The organism is Allobosea sp. 47.2.35 (genome assembly GCF_024655635.1).
In the GTDB taxonomy this organism is placed as follows: Bacteria; Pseudomonadota; Alphaproteobacteria; order Rhizobiales; family Beijerinckiaceae; genus Allobosea.
The window spans coordinates 468,995-487,778 of sequence record NZ_JANLGI010000001.1 but is presented as its reverse complement, the minus strand read 5'-3'; the positions used below and the strand labels follow the sequence as shown (position 1 = coordinate 487,778).

Below are 18,784 nucleotides of genomic sequence, written 5' to 3'. Positions count from 1 at the left end.
CAGCGCAAGGGCGACCATGACAGCGACCGGATCATCGGCCGAAGCCTCGATCGCACAGCGCGCCGCGCTCTTCCGCGAGATCGAGACCGCGACGCTCGGCCATATCCTGACCGAGGGTTTCATGGTCCCCGCGATCCAGTGCGTCATCGAGGGCCCGCGCGTCTGCGGACCGGCCTTCACCGTCAGCGTCCCACCCGATGACGGCGCGGTGCTCTCCTGCGCCCTGACGCAGGCCAAGCCCGGCGACATCCTCGTCATCGACCGCCAGGGTGACGACCGTCATGCCTGCTGGGGGGCGGTGATGACCGCCGCCGCCCAGGCCGCCGGCATCGTCGGCGTCGTCATCGATGGCTTCGTCACCGATGTCGCGGCGATCCGGGCCTCGGGCCTGCCGGTCTGGTGTCGCGGCCGCTCGCCGCTGACGACGAAGCTCCTCGGCAAGGGCGGCGCGATCGGCGAGACCGTCCAGTGCGGCGGCGCGACAGTGCGCCCCGGCGACCTCGTCCTCGCCGACGAGAACGGCGTCTGCATCATCGATCCCGCCGAAGCGGAAGCTCTCGCCCGGACCTGCGCCGCCATGCAGGCGGCCGAGCCCGGCATCATCGCGCGCGTCCTCAAGGGCGAACGCATCGACGAGATCAACGGCGCGCGGGCGCTCTACGAAAAGCTGCGGGCCTTATAGGCCGGTCGCGGCACCGCCCACAGAGGCGGGTTTCGATCGGATCATCATCCAGACAACACAGGGGAACACACCGATGAAAATCTTGGGAACGACCGCGCTGGCCGGCGCGCTTCTCGCCGCCTCCTTCGCCTTCGCGCCGGCTCCGGCCTTGGCCGGCAAGGCCGACGATACGCTGAACGCCGCCTTCGCGCTCGAGCCGGAAGCGCTCGACACCTACAAGATCGCCGGCCGCGAAGGCCTGATCCTCGCCCGGCACATCTATGACGGCCTGCTCTACAAGGATCTCGACACCGGCGAGATCAAGCCCGCGCTGGCCAAGGCCTGGCGCTTCGTCGATCCCACCACGATGGAATTCGACCTGCGCGAGGGCGTGACCTTCCATAACGGCGCCAAGTTCACCGCCGATGACGTGGTCTATACCCTGACCACCGTGCTCGACCCGGCCTATGGCACGCGCTTCCGCATCGCGGTCGACTGGATCGACAAGGTCGAGAAGGTCTCGGACTTCCAAGTCCGCATCAAGATGGCCAAGCCCTTCGCCGGCGCGGTCGAGATGCTCGCCGATGCGCTGCCGATCTATCCGGCCGCCTATTTCAAGGAGGTCGGCTCGGCCGGCATGGCGGCCAAGCCCGTCGGCACCGGCCCCTACAAGCTCACCGAGATGACGCCCGGCATCCGTTACGCCTTCGAGCGCTTCGACGGCCACTATGCCGGCAGCCCCAAGGGCAAGCCCGCGATCGGCAAGATCGTCGTCCGCACCATCCCCGAGCTCAACACCCAGTTCGCCGAGCTGATGGCCGGCAAGCTCGACTGGACCTGGCGCATCCCGCCGGACCAGGCCGCGCGCCTCGCCAGCCGCGTGCAGATCGTCAACGGCCCGATCATGCGGATTTCCTATGTCGGCATGACCGTGACCGGCAAGGGCAAGGACTACCCGACCAAGAACCTGAAGGTCCGGCAGGCGATCAACCACGCCGTCAACCGCGAGGCCATCGTCAAGGCTTTCGCCGGCGGCGCCTCGCAGGTGCTGAACGCCGCCTGCAACCCCAAGCAATTCGGCTGTGCCCAGGACGTGACGAAATACGCCTATGACCCGGCCAAGGCCAAGGCTCTGCTGGCCGAAGCCGGCTTCGCCAACGGCGTCGATATCGAGATGGTCTTCGCCGCCATGCCGCGCCCGGTCGCCGAGGCGATCGCCAACGATCTCGGCAAGGTCGGCATCCGCGCCACGCTGAACGAGCAGCAATATGCTGCCGGCGTGCAGAAATGGCGCGCGGGCGAACTGCCGGCCTTCTTCACCAACTGGGGCAGCTACGGCACCGGCGACGTCGCCTTCATCATCTCCAACTTCTTCGGCGGCGGCGCCGACGACCTCGTCCAGGACAAGGAAGTCATGGAGCTGGTCAACGCGGCCGACACCTCGCAGGATCGGGCGCTGCGCGAGGCGAACTATGCCAAGGCGCTGAAGAAGATCGCCGATCAGGCCTATTGGCTGCCGATGTACGACTTCAACATCAATTACGGCCTGTCGCAGCAGCTCACCTTCAAGCCCCATCCGGACGAGTTCGCCCGCTGGTGGCTGTCGAGCTGGAAGTAACAGCTTCACACCTATCGCCGCTCCGCTATCGGTCTAAAGCCGGTAGCGGCGCTGTCCCTGCCAGGCAGGCCGACCCGCTATCCCCGGAGCCGTCATGCTGCCCTTTCTCGCGCGCCGCCTGATCGTCGCCGCCCTCGTGGCGCTCGCCGTCTCGGCCGTCGCCTTCGGATTGATGTTCGTCTCCGGTGATCCCGCCGTCGTCCTCGCCGGCCAGGCCGGCCGGGCGCAGGATGTCGAGCTGATCCGGCAGGCCTATGGCCTCGACCGGCCGATCCCGTTGCAGTTCCTGAGCTGGATCGGCAATGCCTTCGCCGGCAATTTCGGCACGAGCCTCTATTTCAACCTGCCGGTGGCGCCGATCATCACTGAGCGGCTCTCGGTCACGCTCGTGCTCGGCTCGGCGGCCTTCCTGCTCGCGCTCGTCGTCGCGGTTCCGCTCGGCATTCTCGCCTCGTTGAAGCCGGGCGGCACGATCGACCGGATCGCCCTGATGCTCGCCGTGCTCGGCCAGGCGATCCCGAGCTTCTGGCTCGGCCTGATCCTGATCGTGATCTTCGGCGTCTGGTACGGGCTCGTGCCGATCTCCGGCACCGAGAGCTGGCAGGGCTATATCCTGCCCGTCGTGGTGCTCAGCTACTACGCCATGCCCGCCCTGATGCGCCTGACGCGCGCCGGCATGATCGACGTGCTCACCGCCGATTATATCCGCACCGCCCGCGCCAAGGGCGCCTCGCAACCGCGCGTGCTCTTGGTCCACGCCCTGCGCAACGCGGTGCTGCCGCTGGTCTCGCTCGCCGCCGTGCAATTCGGCCTGATGCTCTCCGGCTCGATCGTCATCGAGAGCGTCTTCGCCATCAACGGGCTCGGCCGCCTCGCCTGGGAATCGCTGCTGCGCAGCGACCTTCCCGTGGTGCAAGCGATCATCCTGATCCTCTCGCTGATCTACGTCACGCTGACCACCGCGGCCGACCTGATCAATGCCTGGCTCGATCCCCGCCTGAGGAGCGCCTGATGTCGATCGCCGACAGCCCTGCCATCCGCCGGCGCAAGCTCTTCAAGGGGCTGAGCGCCAGCAGCGCCATCCGCATCGGCGGCGGCCTGCTCGCTATCATCGTCTTCATCGCGATCTTCGCGCCCTGGCTCGCGAGCCATGATCCGATCGCGCAGGATCTCGGCAAGCGCATGGTGCCGCCCTTCTGGTATCCGGGTTCCGACCCGGCTCACCTCCTCGGCACCGACCATCTCGGCCGCGACTATCTCGCCCGCCTGCTCCATGGCGCCCGCGTCTCAATCCTGATCGGCCTCGGCGTCACGCTCTGCGCCGGGTTCATCGGCACGATGCTCGGTCTCGCCGCCGGCTATTTCGGCGGCCGTGTCGACATGGCGATCAGCTTCATCGTGACGACGCGGCTCTCGCTGCCGATCGTGCTGGTCGCGCTCGCGGCGGTGGCCTTGGGTGGCGCCTCCCTGAAGACGCTCGCGATCGTGCTCAGCCTGCTGCTCTGGGATCGTTTCGCCGTGGTCGTGCGTTCGGCGGCCCAAAGCCTGCGCAGCCGCGAATTCGTGCAGGCGACCCAGTCCTTCGGCGCCTCGCATCTCTACATCATGCTGCACGGCATCCTGCCGAACCTGCGCAACACGCTGATCGTGGTCGCGACGCTGGAGATCGCCAACGTCATCCTGCTCGAAGCCGCGCTCTCATTCCTCGGCCTCGGCGCCCAGCCGCCGACGCCGTCCTGGGGCCTGATGATCGCCGAGGGGCGCGAGCATATCCTGTTCGACCCCTGGCTGATCGCCTTGCCGGGCGCCGGGCTCTGCCTGCTGATCCTGGCAGTGAACCTGCTCGGCGACGGCGTCCGCGACGCGCTCGACGAGCGGCGCTGAAGCCCTCTCGAGCGATGACGGCCCCTCGCGGGGCCGTCGCATGCTTCCGGTCTATATCGCTGGATCGCTTCAGCGCACCGGCGGCGCGAACTGGATGCCGCCCTTCGACCAGAGATTGTTGATGCCGCGCGGCAGGTTGATCCGGCTGCCGGAACCGAGATTGCGCTCGTAGGATTCGCCGTAATTGCCGACATGTTTGACGATGCGGGCGATCCAGTCCGGCGTCAGGCCGAGCCCCGCGCCGAACTTGCCCTCGACGCCGAGCAGGCGCCGAATCTCCGGGTTCTCCGACTTCAGCATGTCGGCGAGATTGGCCTTGGTCACGCCGAGCTCCTCGGCATTGACCAGCGCGAAGACGGTCCAGCGTACGATGTCGAACCATTCGTCATCGCCCTGGCGGACATAGGGGCCGATGGGCTCCTTCGAGATCACCTCGGGCAGCAGCATATGCTCGGCCGCGTCGGACATCTTCAGGCGATAGGAGACGAGCTGGGAGATATCGGTCGAGATCGCGTCGCAGCGCCCGCTCTCATAGGCCTTCACCGTCTCATCGATGCCCTGGAAGGCGACGACCTCGTATTTCATCTTGTTGACGCGGAAATAGTCGGAGAGGTTCAGCTCGTTGGTCGTGCCCTGCACCGTGCAGATCGAAGCACCGTTCAAGTCCTTGACCGACTTGACCCCGCTCTTGGCGCGGACCTGGAAGCCCTGCCCATCATAATAGTTCACGGCGGTGAAGTTCAGGCCCTGGCCGGCGTCGCGACTCAGCGTCCAGGTCGTGGTGCGCGGCAGCACATCGATCTCGCCGCTCTGCAGTGCGGTGAGCCGGTCCTTGCTCGCCAGCGGGATGAACTTGACCTTCGCGGGATCGTCGAAGATCGCCGCCGCCAGCGCCCGGCAGACATCGACATCGAGCCCCGACCAGTTGCCCTGCCCGTCCGCCATGCTGAAGCCGGCGATGCCGGTGCTGGTGCCGCAGATCAGTTGCCCGCGCTGCTTGACGCGTTCGAGCGTGGTTTGAGCCTGCGCGGCGGTCCCGGCGAGCAGCAGGCCGGCGAATGCTGCGAAAAGGCGATGGCGTGACGCTGTCATGGTCTGTCCTGTTGCTGGCGGGAGGGCGGGCTCAGAGCCCCATCTGCTCGTAGCGGCGATGCGCCGTCGGCTTCGGGGCGGGGACATCGCTGATCGCGATGATTTCGCAGGGCTGGCTCGACGGGGCGGCGTCACCCGCGCGCCAAAGCCAGTAGTGGTTCTCAGGAAGGCCGTTGACGGCGACGACCTTGTGGCCGCCCTGCCGGTCGATGGCGTGGATCGTGACGCGGCCGATCAGCCCGCCCTTGAGCGCGCGCATGTCCTCGACCGCCTCATGCACGGCCTCTTCGACGCTCATGCCCATCTTCATGTAGAGGACGACGGCGCGCGACGTGCCGGCGCGGATGCTCATCTCGCCGACGCCCGTGCAGGCGCAGGCGCCGTAGCGGCTATCCGCGTAAGAGCCCGCCCCGATGATCGGGCTGTCGCCGAGGCGGCCGGGATACTTCCAGCCCCAGCCCGACGTGCTCGTGCCCGCGCCGATATGGCCCTCCGCATCCTGCGCCAGGAAGACCGTGGTATCGCGCCCGATTTCCGGGTCGATCGCCTGCTGGCACAGTTCCGCCATCGGCACGTCCGGCCAACGCGCCTGCTCGGCCGCGCCGACCTCCGTCCGGAACCAGCGCTCCCACGCCATCCGCGCATGCGGCATCAGCAACTCGCCGGCCTCGGCGCCGATCTCGGCAGCGAAGCGGCGCGCGCCCTCTCCGACCAGCAATTCATGCGGCAATCGTTCGAGCACCTGCCGAGCGATGCTGACCGGGTGGAGATAGCCGGTCAGCGCACCGACAGAGCCGGTGCGCAGCGTCGAACCATCCATCATCGAGGCATCGAGCTCGACCTCTCCCAGCAGGTTGGGCCAGCCGCCGCGCCCCACGGTCCTGACCTCTTCGCTGGCCTCGACCAGCCGGATGCCGGCCTCGATCGCGTCCAGCGCCGCATCGCCACGGGCCAGCGCCGCACCTGTCGCCGCGATTCCGCAGGCTCCCTCATTGTTGCAGATCGCGATCACCGGCCGGCCGTCCACTCAAATTAAATATTGAATCCAATTTTTGGATACGACGACTCTCTTGAGTGCGCAAGGGGGGATTTAACCGCCGCAGAATAGGAAAATATTACGTTTTACGATCCAAAAACTGGATACAATAATTTCGACATACAGACATGTCAGCGCCGCCGATTGTAAGCGCGCACCGTTCGGGGCAAGGATTGGGGCCAAATGCAATCGACGAAGCATGCCTGAGCGATGACCGCGCCGATCCTCTCGACGAAGACCACCGCGCTCCAGCGCAAGACGACGACCGCGCGCGTCGTGGCGCTGCTGCGCGACCAGATTCTCTCCGGCGCCCTGCCGGAGGGGATGCAATTGCGGCAGGAAAAGCTGGCGGCCGAGCTCGGCGTCAGCCGGGTGCCGATCCGCGAGGCCCTGCATCAGCTCGAAGCCGAGGGGCTCGTCCTTCAGGAATCACATAAGGGCGCGGTGGTTTCGGGCCTGTCGATCGACGATCTCGAGGAGACCTACGAAATCCGCGCCCGGCTGGAGACCTGGCTGCTCGAACTCTCCATCCCGCTGCTCGGCCCTCAGCACTTCGCCAAGGCGGAGGAGTTGCTGGCGCGCATGGCGGTCGACCGCGAGGACGAAGCCTGGTCGAGCCAGAACTGGAATTTCCACGCCGCGCTCTACGCCCCGGCGAACCGGCCGCAGACGCTGGAGCTCGTCCGCAAGCTCTATCTCAACGCCTACCGCCATTTCCCACTGCCGATCCGCCTGACCGGCGGGCGCGACCGGATGAACCGCGAGCACCAGCTCCTGCTCGACCTGTGCAAGCAGGGCGAGATCGAGCGCGCGAAGGAGCATCTGGAACAGCATATCCTGATGGGCGCGCGCCACCTCATCAACCGGCTGAAGGCCCTGCGCCAGCAGGGCAAGAGCGCCGACTGAGCGCGGCCGCTCAGCCCAGCGCCTTCACCATGTTGCGGGCGATGACGATCTGCTGGATCTGCGAGGTGCCCTCGTAAATGCGGAACAGGCGCGCATCCCGGTAGAAGCGCTCGATGCCGTGATCGGCGATATAGCCGGCGCCGCCATGGATCTGCACCGCCCGGTCCACCACGCGCCCGACCATCTCGCTGGCGAAGAGCTTGCAGCAGGCGGCGTCGGTCGCGACGTCCTCGCGGCGATCCTTGGCCCGCGCCGTCTCCAGCACCATGCAGCGGGCGGCATAGGCCTCCGTCCGGCTGTCGGCGAGCATCGCCTGCACCAGCTGGAACTCCGCGATCGGCTGGCCGAACTGCTTGCGCTCGACGGCGTAGCGCAAGCTGTCATCGATCACGCGCTCGGCCATCGCGACGCAGACCGCCGAGATGTGCAGGCGCCCGCGATCAAGCACCTTCATCGCCGTGCGGAAACCCTGCCCCTCGCGCCCGCCGAGCAGGGCGTCGGCCGGAATGCGGCAATCCTCGAAGATGACGTCCGAGGTGTGCGAGCCGCTCTGGCCCATCTTCTTGTCGACCGGCCCGAGCGAAAGCCCCGGCGTGCCCGCCTCGACGAGGAAGGCCGAAACGCCCTTGGCGCCGGGCTGCGACGGATCGGTGCGCGCGAACACCGTGAACAGCCCGGCATGCGGGGCATTGGTGATGAAGCGCTTGGTACCGTTGAGGACATAGCCGCCCTCAACCCGCCGCGCAGAGGTCTTCAGTGAGGCCGCATCCGAGCCTGCTTCCGGCTCCGTCAGCGCGAAGGAGCTGATGATCTCGCCCGAGGCGAGGCGAGGCAGGTAGCGCTGCTTCTGCTCCTCGGTGCCGTCCATGATCAGCCCTTGCGAGCCGATGCCGTTATTGGTCCCGATCAGGGAACGGAAGGCCGGCGAGGTCCTGCCGAGTTCGAAGGCAACCCGGACCTCCTCCTCCATCGTCAAGCCAAGGCCGCCGTACTCCTCCGGGATCGACAGGCCGAACAGCCCCATATCGGCGATCTCCCGGCGTATCTCGGCGGGGATGCGATCCTCCTGCGCGACCTGATGCTCCAGGGGCCGCAGGCGCTCGCGCACGAAGCGCGCGACGCTCTCCAGCAACCCCTGCATCGTCTCGCTGTCCAAGGCCATCGCCCTCTCCCTCGCTTGCCCGCGCCCGGCGCCTCGGGCTTCCTTGACAAGGCGGGGCAGTTAAATACCTTCCAGCCGGTAAGTAAATATCGGGAATGCGAGGTGACAGGCGATGGGCGCGGCACTGGACGGCATCAAGGTCCTCGATCTCACCCGCGTCCTCGCCGGCCCCTGGGCGACCATGACGCTGGGCGATCTCGGCGCGGAAATCTGGAAGATCGAGCAGCCCGGCGCGGGCGACGACACGCGCGGCTGGATGCCGCCCTCGGTCGAGGGCATCTCGACCTATTACCTCGGCGCCAACCGCAACAAGAAGAGTCTCGCCGTCGATATCGGCACCACGGAAGGCCGCGAGCTCATCGTCGAGCTCGCCCGCAAGGCCGATATCCTCGTCGAGAATTTCCGGCCGGCCTCGCTACGCAAGTTCAAGCTGACCTATGAGGACCTCAAGGCGATTAATCCGCGCCTGATCGTCTGCTCGATCTCCGGCTATGGCCGCGGTCACGCGCAGGAGGAACGCCCCGGCTACGACTTCATCATCCAGGCCGAATCCGGCTTCATGGCAATCACCGGCGAGCGCGTTGGCGAGCCGATGCGGCTGGGCGTCGCCTTCATCGATCTCGTCACCGGCATGAACGCCGTGCAGGCCGTGCTCGCCGCCCTCTACATGCGCGAGCGCACCGGCGAGGGGCAGTGGCTCGATATCGGGCTCAACGACAGCGCCCTGTTCTTCCTGGCGAATATCGCCTCGGGCCATCTCAATACCGGCAAGGACCCGGGCCGCTATGGCAACGCCCATCCCAGCATCGTGCCCTACCAGATCTTCGCCTGCATCGGCGGACGGATCGCCATCGCCGTCGGCAATGACGAGCAGTTCCGCCGCTTCTGCCGGGTGCTCGGCCTGGCCCATCTGTCGGACGATCCGCGCTATGCGACCAACCGCAAGCGCACAGAGCATCGCGACACGCTCCTGCCCCTGCTCGAACAGCATTTCGCGGGCCTGAACCTGACCGAGGTGCTAGCTGGCCTGCGCGCCGCTGGGGTGCCCGCAGGTGATGTCCGCAGCGTCGGGCAGGCCTTGACCAGTGACATCGCCGAGTTGCGCCAGAGCGTCGTCTCCGTGCCCGCGCCGACGATCGGGACATTTCGCTCGGTCCGCAGCCCCTTGCGGATGTCCGCAAGCCCCCCGCGCGAGCCGACGCCGCCGCCTGCGGTGGGAGAACACACAGATGCGGTCCTGGCCGAGCATCTCGGCCTTGAGCCCGGGCAGATCGAACGCCTGCGCGCCGTCGGCGCGATCGGCTGACGCGCCATGGCGGAACCGAACACCGCAACGCAACCCAAGCGTCAGGGTCGCCCGCCGACCATCGCGAACGCACGCGACCGCATCCTCGACGATGCCGCCCGGCTCTTCGCTAGGGACGGCTATGACGGGACATCGCTCGGCGAGCTCGCAGCGTCCGTCGGCGTCACCAAGGCGGCGATCTACCACTACTTCCCGAACAAGAAGGAGATCTACGAGGCGATCATCGTGCGCACGCTGGAGGGGCTGCGCGGCCACGTCTCGCGGGCCACGGCGCAGGCCTCGGGACCGGAAGAGACGCTCGCCCGCTTCATGACCGCCCATGCCGATTTCTTCGAGGATCACTATGACGGCTTCCTCACCATGCTCGTCGGCTATGGCGGCATGGAGAATGTCGTGATGATCGCGGAAGCGCAGAAGCTGCGCGACGAGCACGAGCAGGCGCTGAGGCAGATCATCGCCGACGGCGTCGCCAAGGGCGCCTTCCGAGCGGTCGATGTCGATGTCGCCAGCCGTGCCGTGCTCTCGATGCTCAACTGGATGGTGCGCTGGTTCAAGCCGGGCAAGGGCCGCCGCGCCGCGTCCTTCGCTCAGGATTATTGCGACCTGATGCTCGGCGGCCTGCGCGGCTGATCGTCAGCCGATAGCCGCGAACACCTTGGCCAGCCCGGAGACGCCGCGCCGAATCACCTCGACGTCATGCGCCGCATAGCCGATGACGAAGCCAGCCTCGGCCGGCCGCCCGGTCCCGGAGGCGTAGAGCGGCCCGATCGGATAGATGCCGATCCCGGCCTCGCGAGCCGCTTCGACGATCGCCGCCTCGCGCTCCGCCGGAACGCCGTTCAGCCAGGCGACGACATGCAGGCCGGTATCCGCGCCGGTCACCGTCAGGCGCGTTCCGCATTCTTCGGCGAGAGCCTGCAGCAGCGCGGCCCGGCGCTCCGCATTGCGTCTGCGGACGCTGCGGACATGGCGCTCATAGCCGCCGCTCGACAGGAACTCCGCCAGCGCGTCCTGCTCCAGCAAGGGCGTATGCCGGTCGGTCAGGCGCTTGGCCTCGGCGAAGATCGGGCCGAGATCGGGCGGCACGACGAGATAGCCCAGCCGCAAAGTCGGAGAGAGCGTCTTCGAGACCGTGCCGAGATAGATCACCTTGTCGGGCGCGGAAGCCTGCAAGGGCGGGATCGGCGCAACGCCGTGCCGGTATTCGCCGTCATAATCATCCTCGACGATCACGGCTCCGACTTCTGCGGCCCAATCCAGCAGGGCGCGACGCCTTGCGGCGGAGAGCACGCTGCCAAGCGGATACTGATGCGACGGCGTGACATAGGCCAATCGCGCCGCCGGCAACCCGTCCGTGCGGATGCCCTCGCGATCGACGGCAACGGGCACGATCACCCCGCCCGAAGCCGCGAAGGCATGCCGGGCCAGCACATAGCCGGGGTCTTCCATGACGAAGCGATCGCCGGGGTTGAGCAACAAACGCGCACAAAGATCGAGCCCCTGCTGCGAGCCGTTGACGACGATGATCTGCTCCGGCGCGCAACTGATCCCTCGGGACCGCCACAGATAGCTCTGCAAGGCCTCGCGAAGCGGAGCCGAGCCCTGCGGATCGCTGTAGCGCAGACGCTCGGCCCGTCGCAGGCTCGCCCGATTGAGCGCGCGGCGCCAGGCCAGCATCGGGAAATCCGCCCCGTTCAGGTCGCCATAGCGCAAATCGGCGACGCGATAGGTCTGGAACCGGGCCGGCGCGGGCAAGGCAAGCAGGCGCTCGGCAAAATCGGACAAGGCCCGCGCGCTTCCAGGCGTGGCAACCTTGGGCATTGGCCCTGCCGCGAGCCCGCGCGCGACGATGGCCCGTGCCCCAGGGCGGTTGAGCAGATAACCCTCGGCGATCAACTGCGCATAGGCAACCGTGACCGTCGTCCGCGACACGCCCCATTCGATGGCGAGCGAACGGCTCGACGGCAGGCGGTCGCCCGGCCGGTATTCCCCGCCATGGATCCGCTGCTTGATCGCGGCGATGATCCGGCGGGCGACGCCCTGCTCTTCCAACTGGACCACTAAAAACCCTTGGAACTGGATATTCCTGAAGGTCCAGATTGCAGGCATGACAGCGGCGGCACAAGGAGTTCCCGCATGTACAACCCACCGGCCTTTCGCGACGAGGACAGGACAAGCCTGCTGGCGACGATCCGCGCCGCGCGTCTCGCCACCTTCATCACCGCCACAGGGGAAGGCCCGCTGGCGACGTCGCTGCCGCTGTTCATCGACGAGAGCGAGGGCGAGCATGGCGTGCTCTACGGCCATCTCGCCAGGGCGAACCCGCAATGGCGCGTGCCGCCCGTCGGCAACGGCCTCGCCATCTTCGCGGGTCCGGACGCCTATGTAACGCCGAGCTGGTATGCGGTAAAGCAGGAGACCGGGAAGGTCGTGCCGACCTGGAACTATGTCACGGTCCACGCCTCCGGCCCGGTCGAGTTCTTCGACGACGCGACCCGCCTGCTCGATGTCGTCACCCGCCTGACCAGCCTGCACGAGGGCGAGCGCGCCGCGCCCTGGGCGGTCTCCGATGCGCCGCCCGAATTCGTCCAGGCCCAGTTGCGCGGCATCGTCGGCCTGCGCATGCCGATCGCGATGCTCGAAGGCAAGCGCAAGCTCAGCCAGAACCGCAGCCCGGCCGACCGCGCCGGCGTCGCCGCCGGCCTCGCCGAGAGCGAGCGGCCGGCGGAGCGCCATGTCGCGACGCTGATCCCGGTCTAAAGGCCGGCCGAGCCGGACTTACGACGCCCGCTTGGCGAGGATGGTCAGTTCGCCGTCATCGCCCAGCGAGGCGAGCACCACGTCGCGGGAGGTGAAGCCCTTCGTGGCGAGGGCCGATTTCAGCTTGGGCTCGCCCTCGATCGCGGACTGGACCCGCTGGAGCTGCCCGGCTGGCTGCGCCTTCGACTGCTGCGTGACCTGCTCCTGCGCCGCCGCCGGCAGGGCGTCCATGTCGACGACGCTGACCGTCTTGATCGTGGCCGCCTTCTCGTCCGAGGGCGCGGATTGGGCTGGTGGCGTCGGTGTGGCCGGCGCTTGCGCCATGGCGCCGCCCGAGACGAACAGCGCGGCACCGATGGCAATCATGGCCTTTCGCATGGAGAATTCTCCTCTGTATTGGCAATGAATGCCCATCGGACAGCCGAAATGCGGTCTCAGGCTGAAGCCGCTCTGATCATTTCGCGGTGATGTTGTGGCGAAGCCTGCCACATCCCTGGCGAATTCAGGCCGGCCGAAGCTGCGCGAAAACCTCCTGCGCCTTGAGCGACCGCGTCTTCGGGAAGGCGCGCGCCAGCAGGTCGAGCGCCTCCTGCAGGCGGACCGGATCGACATCACCGTCGCGCACGCCCTCCCGCTCGGCATGGTTCATCTCGATGGCGAGCGTGCCTTTGAGGCGGCGCAGGTTGATCGCGCGGTCGAGCTCAGGGCGCATCTCCATGACGGCATCGATCCCGGCTTCCGGATCGGCGCGCAGATCGGCGAAGCCCTTCGCCACCGCCTCGACCAGCGCGCGCGCCAGACCGGCATCGGCCAGCAAGACAGGCGATGCCAGCAGGGAATTGCCGTAGAAGGACGGCAGCCAATCGCGGTATTCGATGAAACCGACCTTGTCCTCGATCGAAAGCCCCTCCTCCGAAAGCGAGGCCTTGATCGTGTTGACGAAGCCGAAGACACCGTCGCAATCGCGCGTCTCGACCATCTGCCGCACCATCAGCCCGAGCGATTCCTCCGAGAAGATCAGCTTGACGCGGGCGGCATCGATCCCGGCCGCCACGACGAGCGCCGGGAACATCTGGAATGCCGCATCATAGGTATGGCCGAGCACCGTGCGTCCTTCGAGATCGCGCGGCGCCGCGATGCCATCGCCCGCCCGGACGGCGATGGTCAGCGGCGTCTGGTTGAAGGCGGCATAGATCGCCTTTGGGCCCGTCTCTGGCGCCAACCCGCCGAGCGCAAGCGCGAGCGCATTGAGATCGCCATAGGCCGCGTCATAGCCGCCGCCGAGCAGTTCGGGGATCACGGCGGAAGCGCCCTTCCCGGCATGCCAGTCGATCGAGATCCCGGCATCGGCCAGGTAGCCGCGGCGTTCGGCCAGCGCGAAGCCGGCATGAGGGCCGGCGAAGGGCCCGTTCAGGAGGATGCGCAGGCGTTTCAAGCGACGGCTCCTTGAGTCTGGCGGGTGCGCGCCAGCTCTGCGGCCGGCGGCAGGAAGCGGGCGCTGAACAGGCGCTCGGTGGCGGGGACGCGCGGCAGGTTCTGCGCGCTCGCATGGCGGCGGACGCTCTCGGTGAAGCGCGCCGCATCGATCATGCCGAGGCCGAGCCGCTCACCATCGGGATGGGCGAGTTCGACGCCGAGCGTCGTCTTCCAGCGGATACGCTCGACCTCGCGGTCGGCCTCGGGCGCGAAGCTCAGCACAGCGTCGAGCGCGGCTTCCTCGTCCGCCAGAGCCTCGACGACGCCACGATTGATGGCCGCGACCAGTCGCGTCAACGCCTCCGGCTCCTCGGCGATGACGCGCGGCGAGGCCATGAAGCCGCTGCCATAGAAGAACGGGGCGTAACGGTCGTAGCGCAGCCAACGCAATTGCGTCGCGGCGTCCTTGCCCTGCGCGGCCAGCGCCGCGGTGATGGTGCTGACATAGCCGAACAGGCCATGTGGCCCCCGCTCGCTATCGAGCCGCGCCACCAGCTCGGCCATCGCCCCGTCGGCGGTCTCGACCCTGACGCTGTCGGGATCGAGACCGGTCGCCTCGGCGAAGGCCCGGAAGGTGCGCAGGCCTACATCCGAGGCATGCCCGATCAGATGCGTGCCCTTGAGATCGGCCGGCGTCGCGATCGGGCTGCCGGCGGGCACCGCGACCGCCGCCGCCGAGGCGTTGAACAGCGCGTAAACGCAGGTCGGCGCGCGCTCGGGCTCAGCCGCCGCGACCTCGATCAATGAGTTCAGGTCGCCATAGGCGAGGTCGAAATCGCGCGCGACCAGGCCCGGCGCAGCGTTGTACGCGCCGGTCCCCGGCGTGAACTCCAGTTCGATCCCGGCGTCAGCGACATAGCCTCGCCGGATCGCCAGCAGCAGCCAGGCCTGCGGCCCGCTGAAATTGGCGTTGAGAAGCATCTTGAAGCGTTTCATCGCGAATGACCCTTGCCCGGGGAAAAAGTGGTCGCGGGGCGCGCTTCCATCGATGCGCACGCGCCCCGCGACCCAGTGGGAGGCCCCGTCACTCTTCCTTGAGCGTGTCGCGCGCCTGCCGCAGGCTCGGCAGCAGCACGACCATCAGCAGCACGGCCGCCGTCAGCAGCAGCCCCAGGCTCAGCGGCCGCTCCCAGAACACGGAGAGGCTGCCGCGCGACAGGAGCATCGCGCGCCGGAGGTTCTCCTCCATCAGCGGCCCGAGGATGACGCCGAGCAGGAGCGGCGCCGGCTCGAATTCCAGCTTGATCAGTACATAGCCGAGGATGCCGAAGGCGATCGTCAGATAGACGTCGAAGACGGAGCTGTTGATCGAGTAGACGCCGATGCAGCAGAACAGGATGATCGAGGTGTAGAGCAGCCGGTAGGGAACCTGCAGCAGCTTCACCCAGAGCCCGACAAGCGGCAGGTTGAGGATCACCAGCATCAGGTTGCCGATCCACATGCTCGCGATCATGCCCCAGAACAGTTCGGCATGCTTGACCATGACCTGCGGGCCGGGCGTGATGCCCTGGATCGCCATCGCGCCCGCCATCACCGCCATCACCGCATTTGACGGCACGCCCAGCGTCAGCAGCGGGATGAAGGAGGTCTGCGCGCCCGCATTGTTCGCAGCCTCGGGCGCCGCGACGCCCTCGATCGCGCCTTCGCCGAAGCGCTCCGGCGTCTTCGAGATCTTCTTCTCGATCGCATAGGCCGAGAAGGAGGCGAGCAGCGCGCCGCTGCCCGGCAGGATGCCCAAGGCCGAGCCGATCAGCGATCCCCGCAGGATCGCCGGCGTCGCCGCCTTCATCTCCTCGCGGTTCGGCATCAGCTCGCGGAACGGGATCGCCTGCGGCCGGACGATCTCCTTCTCGAGATTGTAGATGATCTCGGAGAGCCCGAAGAGGCCGACCGCGAGGCAGACGAAGTTGATGCCCTCCGCCAGCGCCGGCACGTCAAAGCTCATCCTGGGCAGCGGGCTGTTCGGGTCCGTGCCGACGAGGCCGAGCAGGATGCCGACCAGGATCATCATCACAGCCTTGAGCAGCGAGCCGCTCGCCAGCACGATCGCGGCGACGAGGCCGAGCACCATCAGCGCGAAGTAATCCGACGGCCCGAACTGGAGCGCCACCTTCGACAGGGCCGGCCCGAACATCGCGACCAGCAGGGTCGAGACCGTGCCGGCGAAGAAGGAGCCGATCGCGGCGATGGCGAGCGCAGCGCCGGCCCGGCCCTTGAGCGCCATCTTGTAGCCGTCGAGCGCCGTCACCAGCGACGAAGCCTCGCCCGGCACACGCGCCAGGATCGCGGTGGTCGAGCCGCCATATTGCGCGCCGTAATAGATGCCGGCGAGCATGATCAGCGCCGAGACCGGCGCGACATGGAAGGTGGCGGGCAGCAGCATCGCCATCGTCGCGACAGGGCCTATGCCGGGCAGGACGCCGATCAGCGTGCCGACGAAGACGCCGAGTAGGCAGAAGCCGAGATTGGTCGCGGACGCAGCGACGGAGAAGCCTATGGCGAGATTGCCGAGCAGATCCATGGCGCGCTCACCTCGGCAGGATGGGGATCGCCAAGCCCAGCAGCTTGACGAAGATCACGGCGGAAGCCGCCGCGAGGCAGACCGCGAGCGCGACATTCTCCCGGAAGCGGGTGATCGGGCTCGCGAAACCGCAGACGATGATCAGGATCACGATCGCCGCGAGAATTCCGAGCCTGTCGATCGTCAGGCCGAACAGCGCGATGCCGGCGGAGATGACGGCCAGCGGCCTGAACTGGAAATCCGGCAATGGCTTGCCGGATTTCAGCATGGCGGCGGCGATCATCACGGCGCCACCGGCGATGATCAGCCAGGAGACGGTGGCCGGCAGGTAGCCGGGCCCCATCTGGCGCAGCACGCCGCGATCGAGGTCCCAGGAGGCGGCGAGGCCGAGCAGTCCGAGCGCCGTGACCAGCAACCCGGAGGCGAGCTCGGCCCGCCCCGGCCGGACGGGGGAGAGACTGGGCTCGCTCATTGTCCGGCAGCCCCGGCGGCGATGATCATCGGCCGCCACACCTCGATCTGATCGGCAACGAAGGCGGAGAACTCAGCCGAGGTCATCGGGTCGTAGTAGTTGCCGATCTTCGCGAACTGATCGGTGATGGCCTGGCGCGTGCAGATATCGGCGAGCGCCGCGCTCATCTTCTCCGCGATGGCCGGCGGCAGGTTGGCGGGCGCGCTGATGCCGTGCCAGTTCTTGACCGAGACGTCGTAGCCCATCTCCCTGAAGGTCGGGATGTTCGGCACGGCCGGCAGGCGCTTGTCGGAGGTGACGCCCAGCCCGAACAACTCGCCGGCCGCGATCTGCGGCACGCTGGTGACGATGCCCTCGAACTGCAGGCCGATGATGCCGGCCGTGAGGTCGATCCGGAGCGGCCCGGCGCCGCGATAGGGCACATGGAGGATGTCGATCCCCGCCGCCCGGCAGAAGGTATTGCCGGTGATATGGCCGATCGAGCCGACGCCGCTGGAGCCGAAGCTGAGCTGGCCGGGATTGGCCTTGGCCTTGGCGATCAGCTCGGCCGCCGTCTTCACGCCGACATTGGCATGCGCCACCAGCCCGCCATAGGTCGCGCCGAGATAGCAGACATGGGTGAAGTCCTTGACGACGTTGTAGGGGATCTTCTTGAACATCGTCGGCGCGATGGTGAAGGGCGCGTTGTTGGAGAGCAGGAAGGTGTAGCCGTCCGGCTGCTCGCGCCGCAGGATGTCGCCCGCGACCGTGCCGCCGGCACCGGGGCGGTTATCGACGATGAACTGCTGTCCGAAATGCTCGGACAAGGCTGGCGTGATCGCCCGGGCGACGAAGTCGCTGGAGCCGCCGGGCGGGAAGGAAATCAGAATGCGCACCGGCTTCGTGGGCCAGGCGGGCTGCGCCTGGACCACGGCCGGGCAAGCGAGCGCGGAGGCCGCCGCGAGCTTGCCGAAATGCCTGCGTGTAAGGGTTGTGACCATGACCGTTCGTCCTCTGAGCAGGCCACTGACGGGCCCTTGTTGTTATCGGGGAGAGGCTGGGCTTAGTGCCGCATCCGGGGGCTTGTTCCGGGGCGGGTCGTCGAGAAGGGCGAGCGCGACGTCGAAGCCGATCGTGGTGGAATCGAAGACCCGGACGCCGAGGCCGGCGCAGCGGCGCGACAGCGCGTGCCCGCCGAGATTGGTGCTCCAGATCAGCAGGCCTTCGGGCTCCGCCCGCGCACAGAGATCGGAGGCCACGGCGATCAGGTCGTCATCCGTCACCGCCGCCGCCTCGAAGTTGTCCTCGATGCCGAGCGCCGACGACGCGATCACCGTGATGCCCTCGTCGCCGAAGGTGCTGGTCAGCCGCTCGCAATCGTCGAGGCCGCCCTGCGCGATCAGGGCGATGCGGCGGATGCCGTCGGCTTTCAGGACCTGGAGGGTCGCCAGTGCCGTCGTCGTCGCCGGCACGCCGGCGATCTCCTCGATCATCCGGCACAACACCCGGTCGGGCTCGAAACCGAGCAGCGCCCCGCGCGTCGCGTTCCACAGGATGACGTCGGGCCGCGTATCGGCGAGCAGCCGCGTTGCCCGACGGAAGCTCTCGAGCTCGTAGCCATCGTGCGGATGCCCGGAATAGGGAACCCGCGTCATGCAGATGTCGAGTTCGGGGCGGCTCTGCCGGATGACATAGGCGACGCGCTCGACCGTCCGGTTGGACGACGGCAACACGACCCCGATCGTCGGCCGTGAAGCCTTGTCCGGCCTGCCGCCATCCTCGCGGCTGCTGCGGCGCGCGTTGGGCTGCCCGATGCGTCCGGCGTCGATCATGCACGCTCCCCCTGCGCCAAGAGGGCCTAAGGCCCGTTGACGTAAGGAAGGATCGGCGCTTCGAATGTTGCCGTCCAGC

General features: G+C 67.5%; 19 protein-coding genes. 8 read left to right on the top strand and 11 right to left on the bottom strand.

Features of this window, described 5'->3' with window-relative positions; translation table 11 throughout:
- Positions 1-16 precede the first annotated feature (16 nt).
- The 4 genes from NUV79_RS02515 to NUV79_RS02500 all read left to right on the top strand — a co-directional run bounded on the left by NUV79_RS02515 (position 17) and on the right by NUV79_RS02500 (position 4,163).
- Positions 17-682 (top strand): RraA family protein, encoded by a 666-nt coding sequence (locus tag NUV79_RS02515; protein WP_257731493.1) that lies wholly within the window; start codon positions 17-19, stop codon positions 680-682.
- A 73-nt stretch (positions 683-755) separates the two neighbouring features.
- A complete protein-coding gene (locus NUV79_RS02510) occupies positions 756-2,279 on the top strand; it encodes an ABC transporter substrate-binding protein (RefSeq protein ID WP_257731492.1) in 1,524 nt (507 codons plus the stop codon).
- 94 nt (positions 2,280-2,373) lie between these two features.
- The gene (locus NUV79_RS02505) at positions 2,374-3,291 is read left to right on the top strand and encodes an ABC transporter permease (RefSeq protein WP_257731491.1); all 918 of its coding nucleotides are present in this window, start codon (positions 2,374-2,376) and stop codon (positions 3,289-3,291) included.
- The gene (locus NUV79_RS02500; RefSeq protein ID WP_257731490.1) at positions 3,291-4,163 is read left to right on the top strand and encodes an ABC transporter permease; all 873 of its coding nucleotides are present in this window, start codon (positions 3,291-3,293) and stop codon (positions 4,161-4,163) included. The genes NUV79_RS02505 and NUV79_RS02500 overlap by 1 nt, the downstream gene beginning before the upstream one ends.
- 69 nt (positions 4,164-4,232) lie before the next feature.
- Here NUV79_RS02500 and NUV79_RS02495 read toward each other — a convergent pair whose 3' ends face one another.
- Positions 4,233-5,255, bottom strand: a complete 1,023-nt coding sequence (locus NUV79_RS02495) for an amino acid ABC transporter substrate-binding protein (RefSeq protein WP_257731489.1) — start codon at positions 5,253-5,255, stop codon at positions 4,233-4,235.
- Positions 5,256-5,286: 31 nt separating this feature from the next.
- Positions 5,287-6,267: a glycosylasparaginase gene (locus tag NUV79_RS02490; protein ID WP_257731488.1), complete on the bottom strand. Its 981-nt coding sequence runs from the start codon at positions 6,265-6,267 to the stop codon at positions 5,287-5,289.
- 234 nt (positions 6,268-6,501) lie between these two features.
- Between NUV79_RS02490 and NUV79_RS02485 the strand changes: the two genes are divergently transcribed.
- Positions 6,502-7,197: a GntR family transcriptional regulator gene (locus NUV79_RS02485; RefSeq protein WP_257731487.1), complete on the top strand. Its 696-nt coding sequence runs from the start codon at positions 6,502-6,504 to the stop codon at positions 7,195-7,197.
- A gap of 10 nt (positions 7,198-7,207) precedes the next feature.
- Here NUV79_RS02485 and NUV79_RS02480 read toward each other — a convergent pair whose 3' ends face one another.
- A complete protein-coding gene (locus NUV79_RS02480; protein WP_257731486.1) occupies positions 7,208-8,359 on the bottom strand; it encodes an acyl-CoA dehydrogenase family protein in 1,152 nt (383 codons plus the stop codon).
- 112 nt (positions 8,360-8,471) lie between these two features.
- On the opposite strand from NUV79_RS02480, the gene NUV79_RS02475 reads away from it, so the two are divergent.
- Together NUV79_RS02475 and NUV79_RS02470 are read left to right on the top strand one after the other, a co-directional pair.
- Positions 8,472-9,665 carry a CaiB/BaiF CoA transferase family protein gene (locus tag NUV79_RS02475; RefSeq protein ID WP_257731485.1) on the top strand — a complete coding sequence of 398 codons (1,194 nt, stop codon included), beginning with the start codon at positions 8,472-8,474 and terminating at the stop codon, positions 9,663-9,665.
- Positions 9,666-9,671: 6 nt separating this feature from the next.
- On the top strand, positions 9,672-10,295 hold the full coding sequence (locus tag NUV79_RS02470; protein ID WP_257731484.1) for a TetR/AcrR family transcriptional regulator: 624 nt from the start codon (positions 9,672-9,674) through the stop codon (positions 10,293-10,295).
- A gap of 3 nt (positions 10,296-10,298) precedes the next feature.
- On the opposite strand, the gene pdxR is transcribed toward NUV79_RS02470, so the two are convergent.
- Positions 10,299-11,726 (bottom strand): MocR-like pyridoxine biosynthesis transcription factor PdxR, encoded by a 1,428-nt coding sequence (gene pdxR / locus NUV79_RS02465; protein ID WP_257731483.1) that lies wholly within the window; start codon positions 11,724-11,726, stop codon positions 10,299-10,301.
- A 75-nt stretch (positions 11,727-11,801) separates the two neighbouring features.
- On the opposite strand from pdxR, the gene NUV79_RS02460 reads away from it, so the two are divergent.
- Complete coding sequence (locus NUV79_RS02460) at positions 11,802-12,425, top strand: FMN-binding negative transcriptional regulator (protein ID WP_257731482.1); 624 nt, start codon at positions 11,802-11,804, stop codon at positions 12,423-12,425.
- 18 nt (positions 12,426-12,443) lie between these two features.
- On the opposite strand, the gene NUV79_RS02455 is transcribed toward NUV79_RS02460, so the two are convergent.
- From NUV79_RS02455 to NUV79_RS02425, 7 genes are all read right to left on the bottom strand, one after another.
- Positions 12,444-12,803 (bottom strand): hypothetical protein, encoded by a 360-nt coding sequence (locus NUV79_RS02455; protein ID WP_257731481.1) that lies wholly within the window; start codon positions 12,801-12,803, stop codon positions 12,444-12,446.
- A 124-nt stretch (positions 12,804-12,927) separates the two neighbouring features.
- The gene (locus NUV79_RS02450; protein ID WP_257731480.1) at positions 12,928-13,860 is read right to left on the bottom strand and encodes an ABC transporter substrate-binding protein; all 933 of its coding nucleotides are present in this window, start codon (positions 13,858-13,860) and stop codon (positions 12,928-12,930) included.
- On the bottom strand, positions 13,857-14,837 hold the full coding sequence (locus NUV79_RS02445; RefSeq protein ID WP_257731479.1) for an ABC transporter substrate-binding protein: 981 nt from the start codon (positions 14,835-14,837) through the stop codon (positions 13,857-13,859). The genes NUV79_RS02450 and NUV79_RS02445 overlap by 4 nt, the downstream gene beginning before the upstream one ends.
- 88 nt (positions 14,838-14,925) lie before the next feature.
- The gene (locus NUV79_RS02440; protein ID WP_257731478.1) at positions 14,926-16,422 is read right to left on the bottom strand and encodes a tripartite tricarboxylate transporter permease; all 1,497 of its coding nucleotides are present in this window, start codon (positions 16,420-16,422) and stop codon (positions 14,926-14,928) included.
- A 7-nt stretch (positions 16,423-16,429) separates the two neighbouring features.
- Positions 16,430-16,894: a tripartite tricarboxylate transporter TctB family protein gene (locus NUV79_RS02435; protein WP_257731477.1), complete on the bottom strand. Its 465-nt coding sequence runs from the start codon at positions 16,892-16,894 to the stop codon at positions 16,430-16,432.
- Positions 16,891-17,874 (bottom strand): Bug family tripartite tricarboxylate transporter substrate binding protein, encoded by a 984-nt coding sequence (locus tag NUV79_RS02430; RefSeq protein ID WP_257731476.1) that lies wholly within the window; start codon positions 17,872-17,874, stop codon positions 16,891-16,893. Before NUV79_RS02430 ends, NUV79_RS02435 begins: the two co-directional genes overlap by 4 nt.
- Before the next feature lie 42 nt (positions 17,875-17,916).
- A complete protein-coding gene (locus NUV79_RS02425; protein ID WP_257731475.1) occupies positions 17,917-18,705 on the bottom strand; it encodes an aspartate racemase/maleate isomerase family protein in 789 nt (262 codons plus the stop codon).
- Between the last annotated feature and the right edge of the window lie 79 nt (positions 18,706-18,784).

Excerpts from the sequence above, each read along its gene's own strand:
- NUV79_RS02515 (WP_257731493.1), top strand. The coding sequence starts at position 17 with ATGACAGCGACCGGATCATCGGCCGAAGCCTCGATCGCACAGCGCGCC.
- NUV79_RS02510 (WP_257731492.1), top strand. The coding sequence starts at position 756 with ATGAAAATCTTGGGAACGACCGCGCTGGCCGGCGCGCTTCTCGCCGCC.
- NUV79_RS02505 (WP_257731491.1), top strand. The coding sequence starts at position 2,374 with ATGCTGCCCTTTCTCGCGCGCCGCCTGATCGTCGCCGCCCTCGTGGCG.
- NUV79_RS02500 (WP_257731490.1), top strand. The coding sequence starts at position 3,291 with ATGTCGATCGCCGACAGCCCTGCCATCCGCCGGCGCAAGCTCTTCAAG.
- NUV79_RS02495 (WP_257731489.1), bottom strand. The coding sequence starts at position 5,255 with ATGACAGCGTCACGCCATCGCCTTTTCGCAGCATTCGCCGGCCTGCTG.
- NUV79_RS02485 (WP_257731487.1), top strand. The coding sequence starts at position 6,502 with ATGACCGCGCCGATCCTCTCGACGAAGACCACCGCGCTCCAGCGCAAG.
- NUV79_RS02480 (WP_257731486.1), bottom strand. The coding sequence starts at position 8,359 with ATGGCCTTGGACAGCGAGACGATGCAGGGGTTGCTGGAGAGCGTCGCG.
- NUV79_RS02475 (WP_257731485.1), top strand. The coding sequence starts at position 8,472 with ATGGGCGCGGCACTGGACGGCATCAAGGTCCTCGATCTCACCCGCGTC.
- NUV79_RS02470 (WP_257731484.1), top strand. The coding sequence starts at position 9,672 with ATGGCGGAACCGAACACCGCAACGCAACCCAAGCGTCAGGGTCGCCCG.
- NUV79_RS02460 (WP_257731482.1), top strand. The coding sequence starts at position 11,802 with ATGTACAACCCACCGGCCTTTCGCGACGAGGACAGGACAAGCCTGCTG.
- NUV79_RS02455 (WP_257731481.1), bottom strand. The coding sequence starts at position 12,803 with ATGCGAAAGGCCATGATTGCCATCGGTGCCGCGCTGTTCGTCTCGGGC.
- NUV79_RS02445 (WP_257731479.1), bottom strand. The coding sequence starts at position 14,837 with ATGAAACGCTTCAAGATGCTTCTCAACGCCAATTTCAGCGGGCCGCAG.
- NUV79_RS02440 (WP_257731478.1), bottom strand. The coding sequence starts at position 16,422 with ATGGATCTGCTCGGCAATCTCGCCATAGGCTTCTCCGTCGCTGCGTCC.
- NUV79_RS02435 (WP_257731477.1), bottom strand. The coding sequence starts at position 16,894 with ATGAGCGAGCCCAGTCTCTCCCCCGTCCGGCCGGGGCGGGCCGAGCTC.
- NUV79_RS02430 (WP_257731476.1), bottom strand. The coding sequence starts at position 17,874 with ATGGTCACAACCCTTACACGCAGGCATTTCGGCAAGCTCGCGGCGGCC.
- NUV79_RS02425 (WP_257731475.1), bottom strand. The coding sequence starts at position 18,705 with ATGATCGACGCCGGACGCATCGGGCAGCCCAACGCGCGCCGCAGCAGC.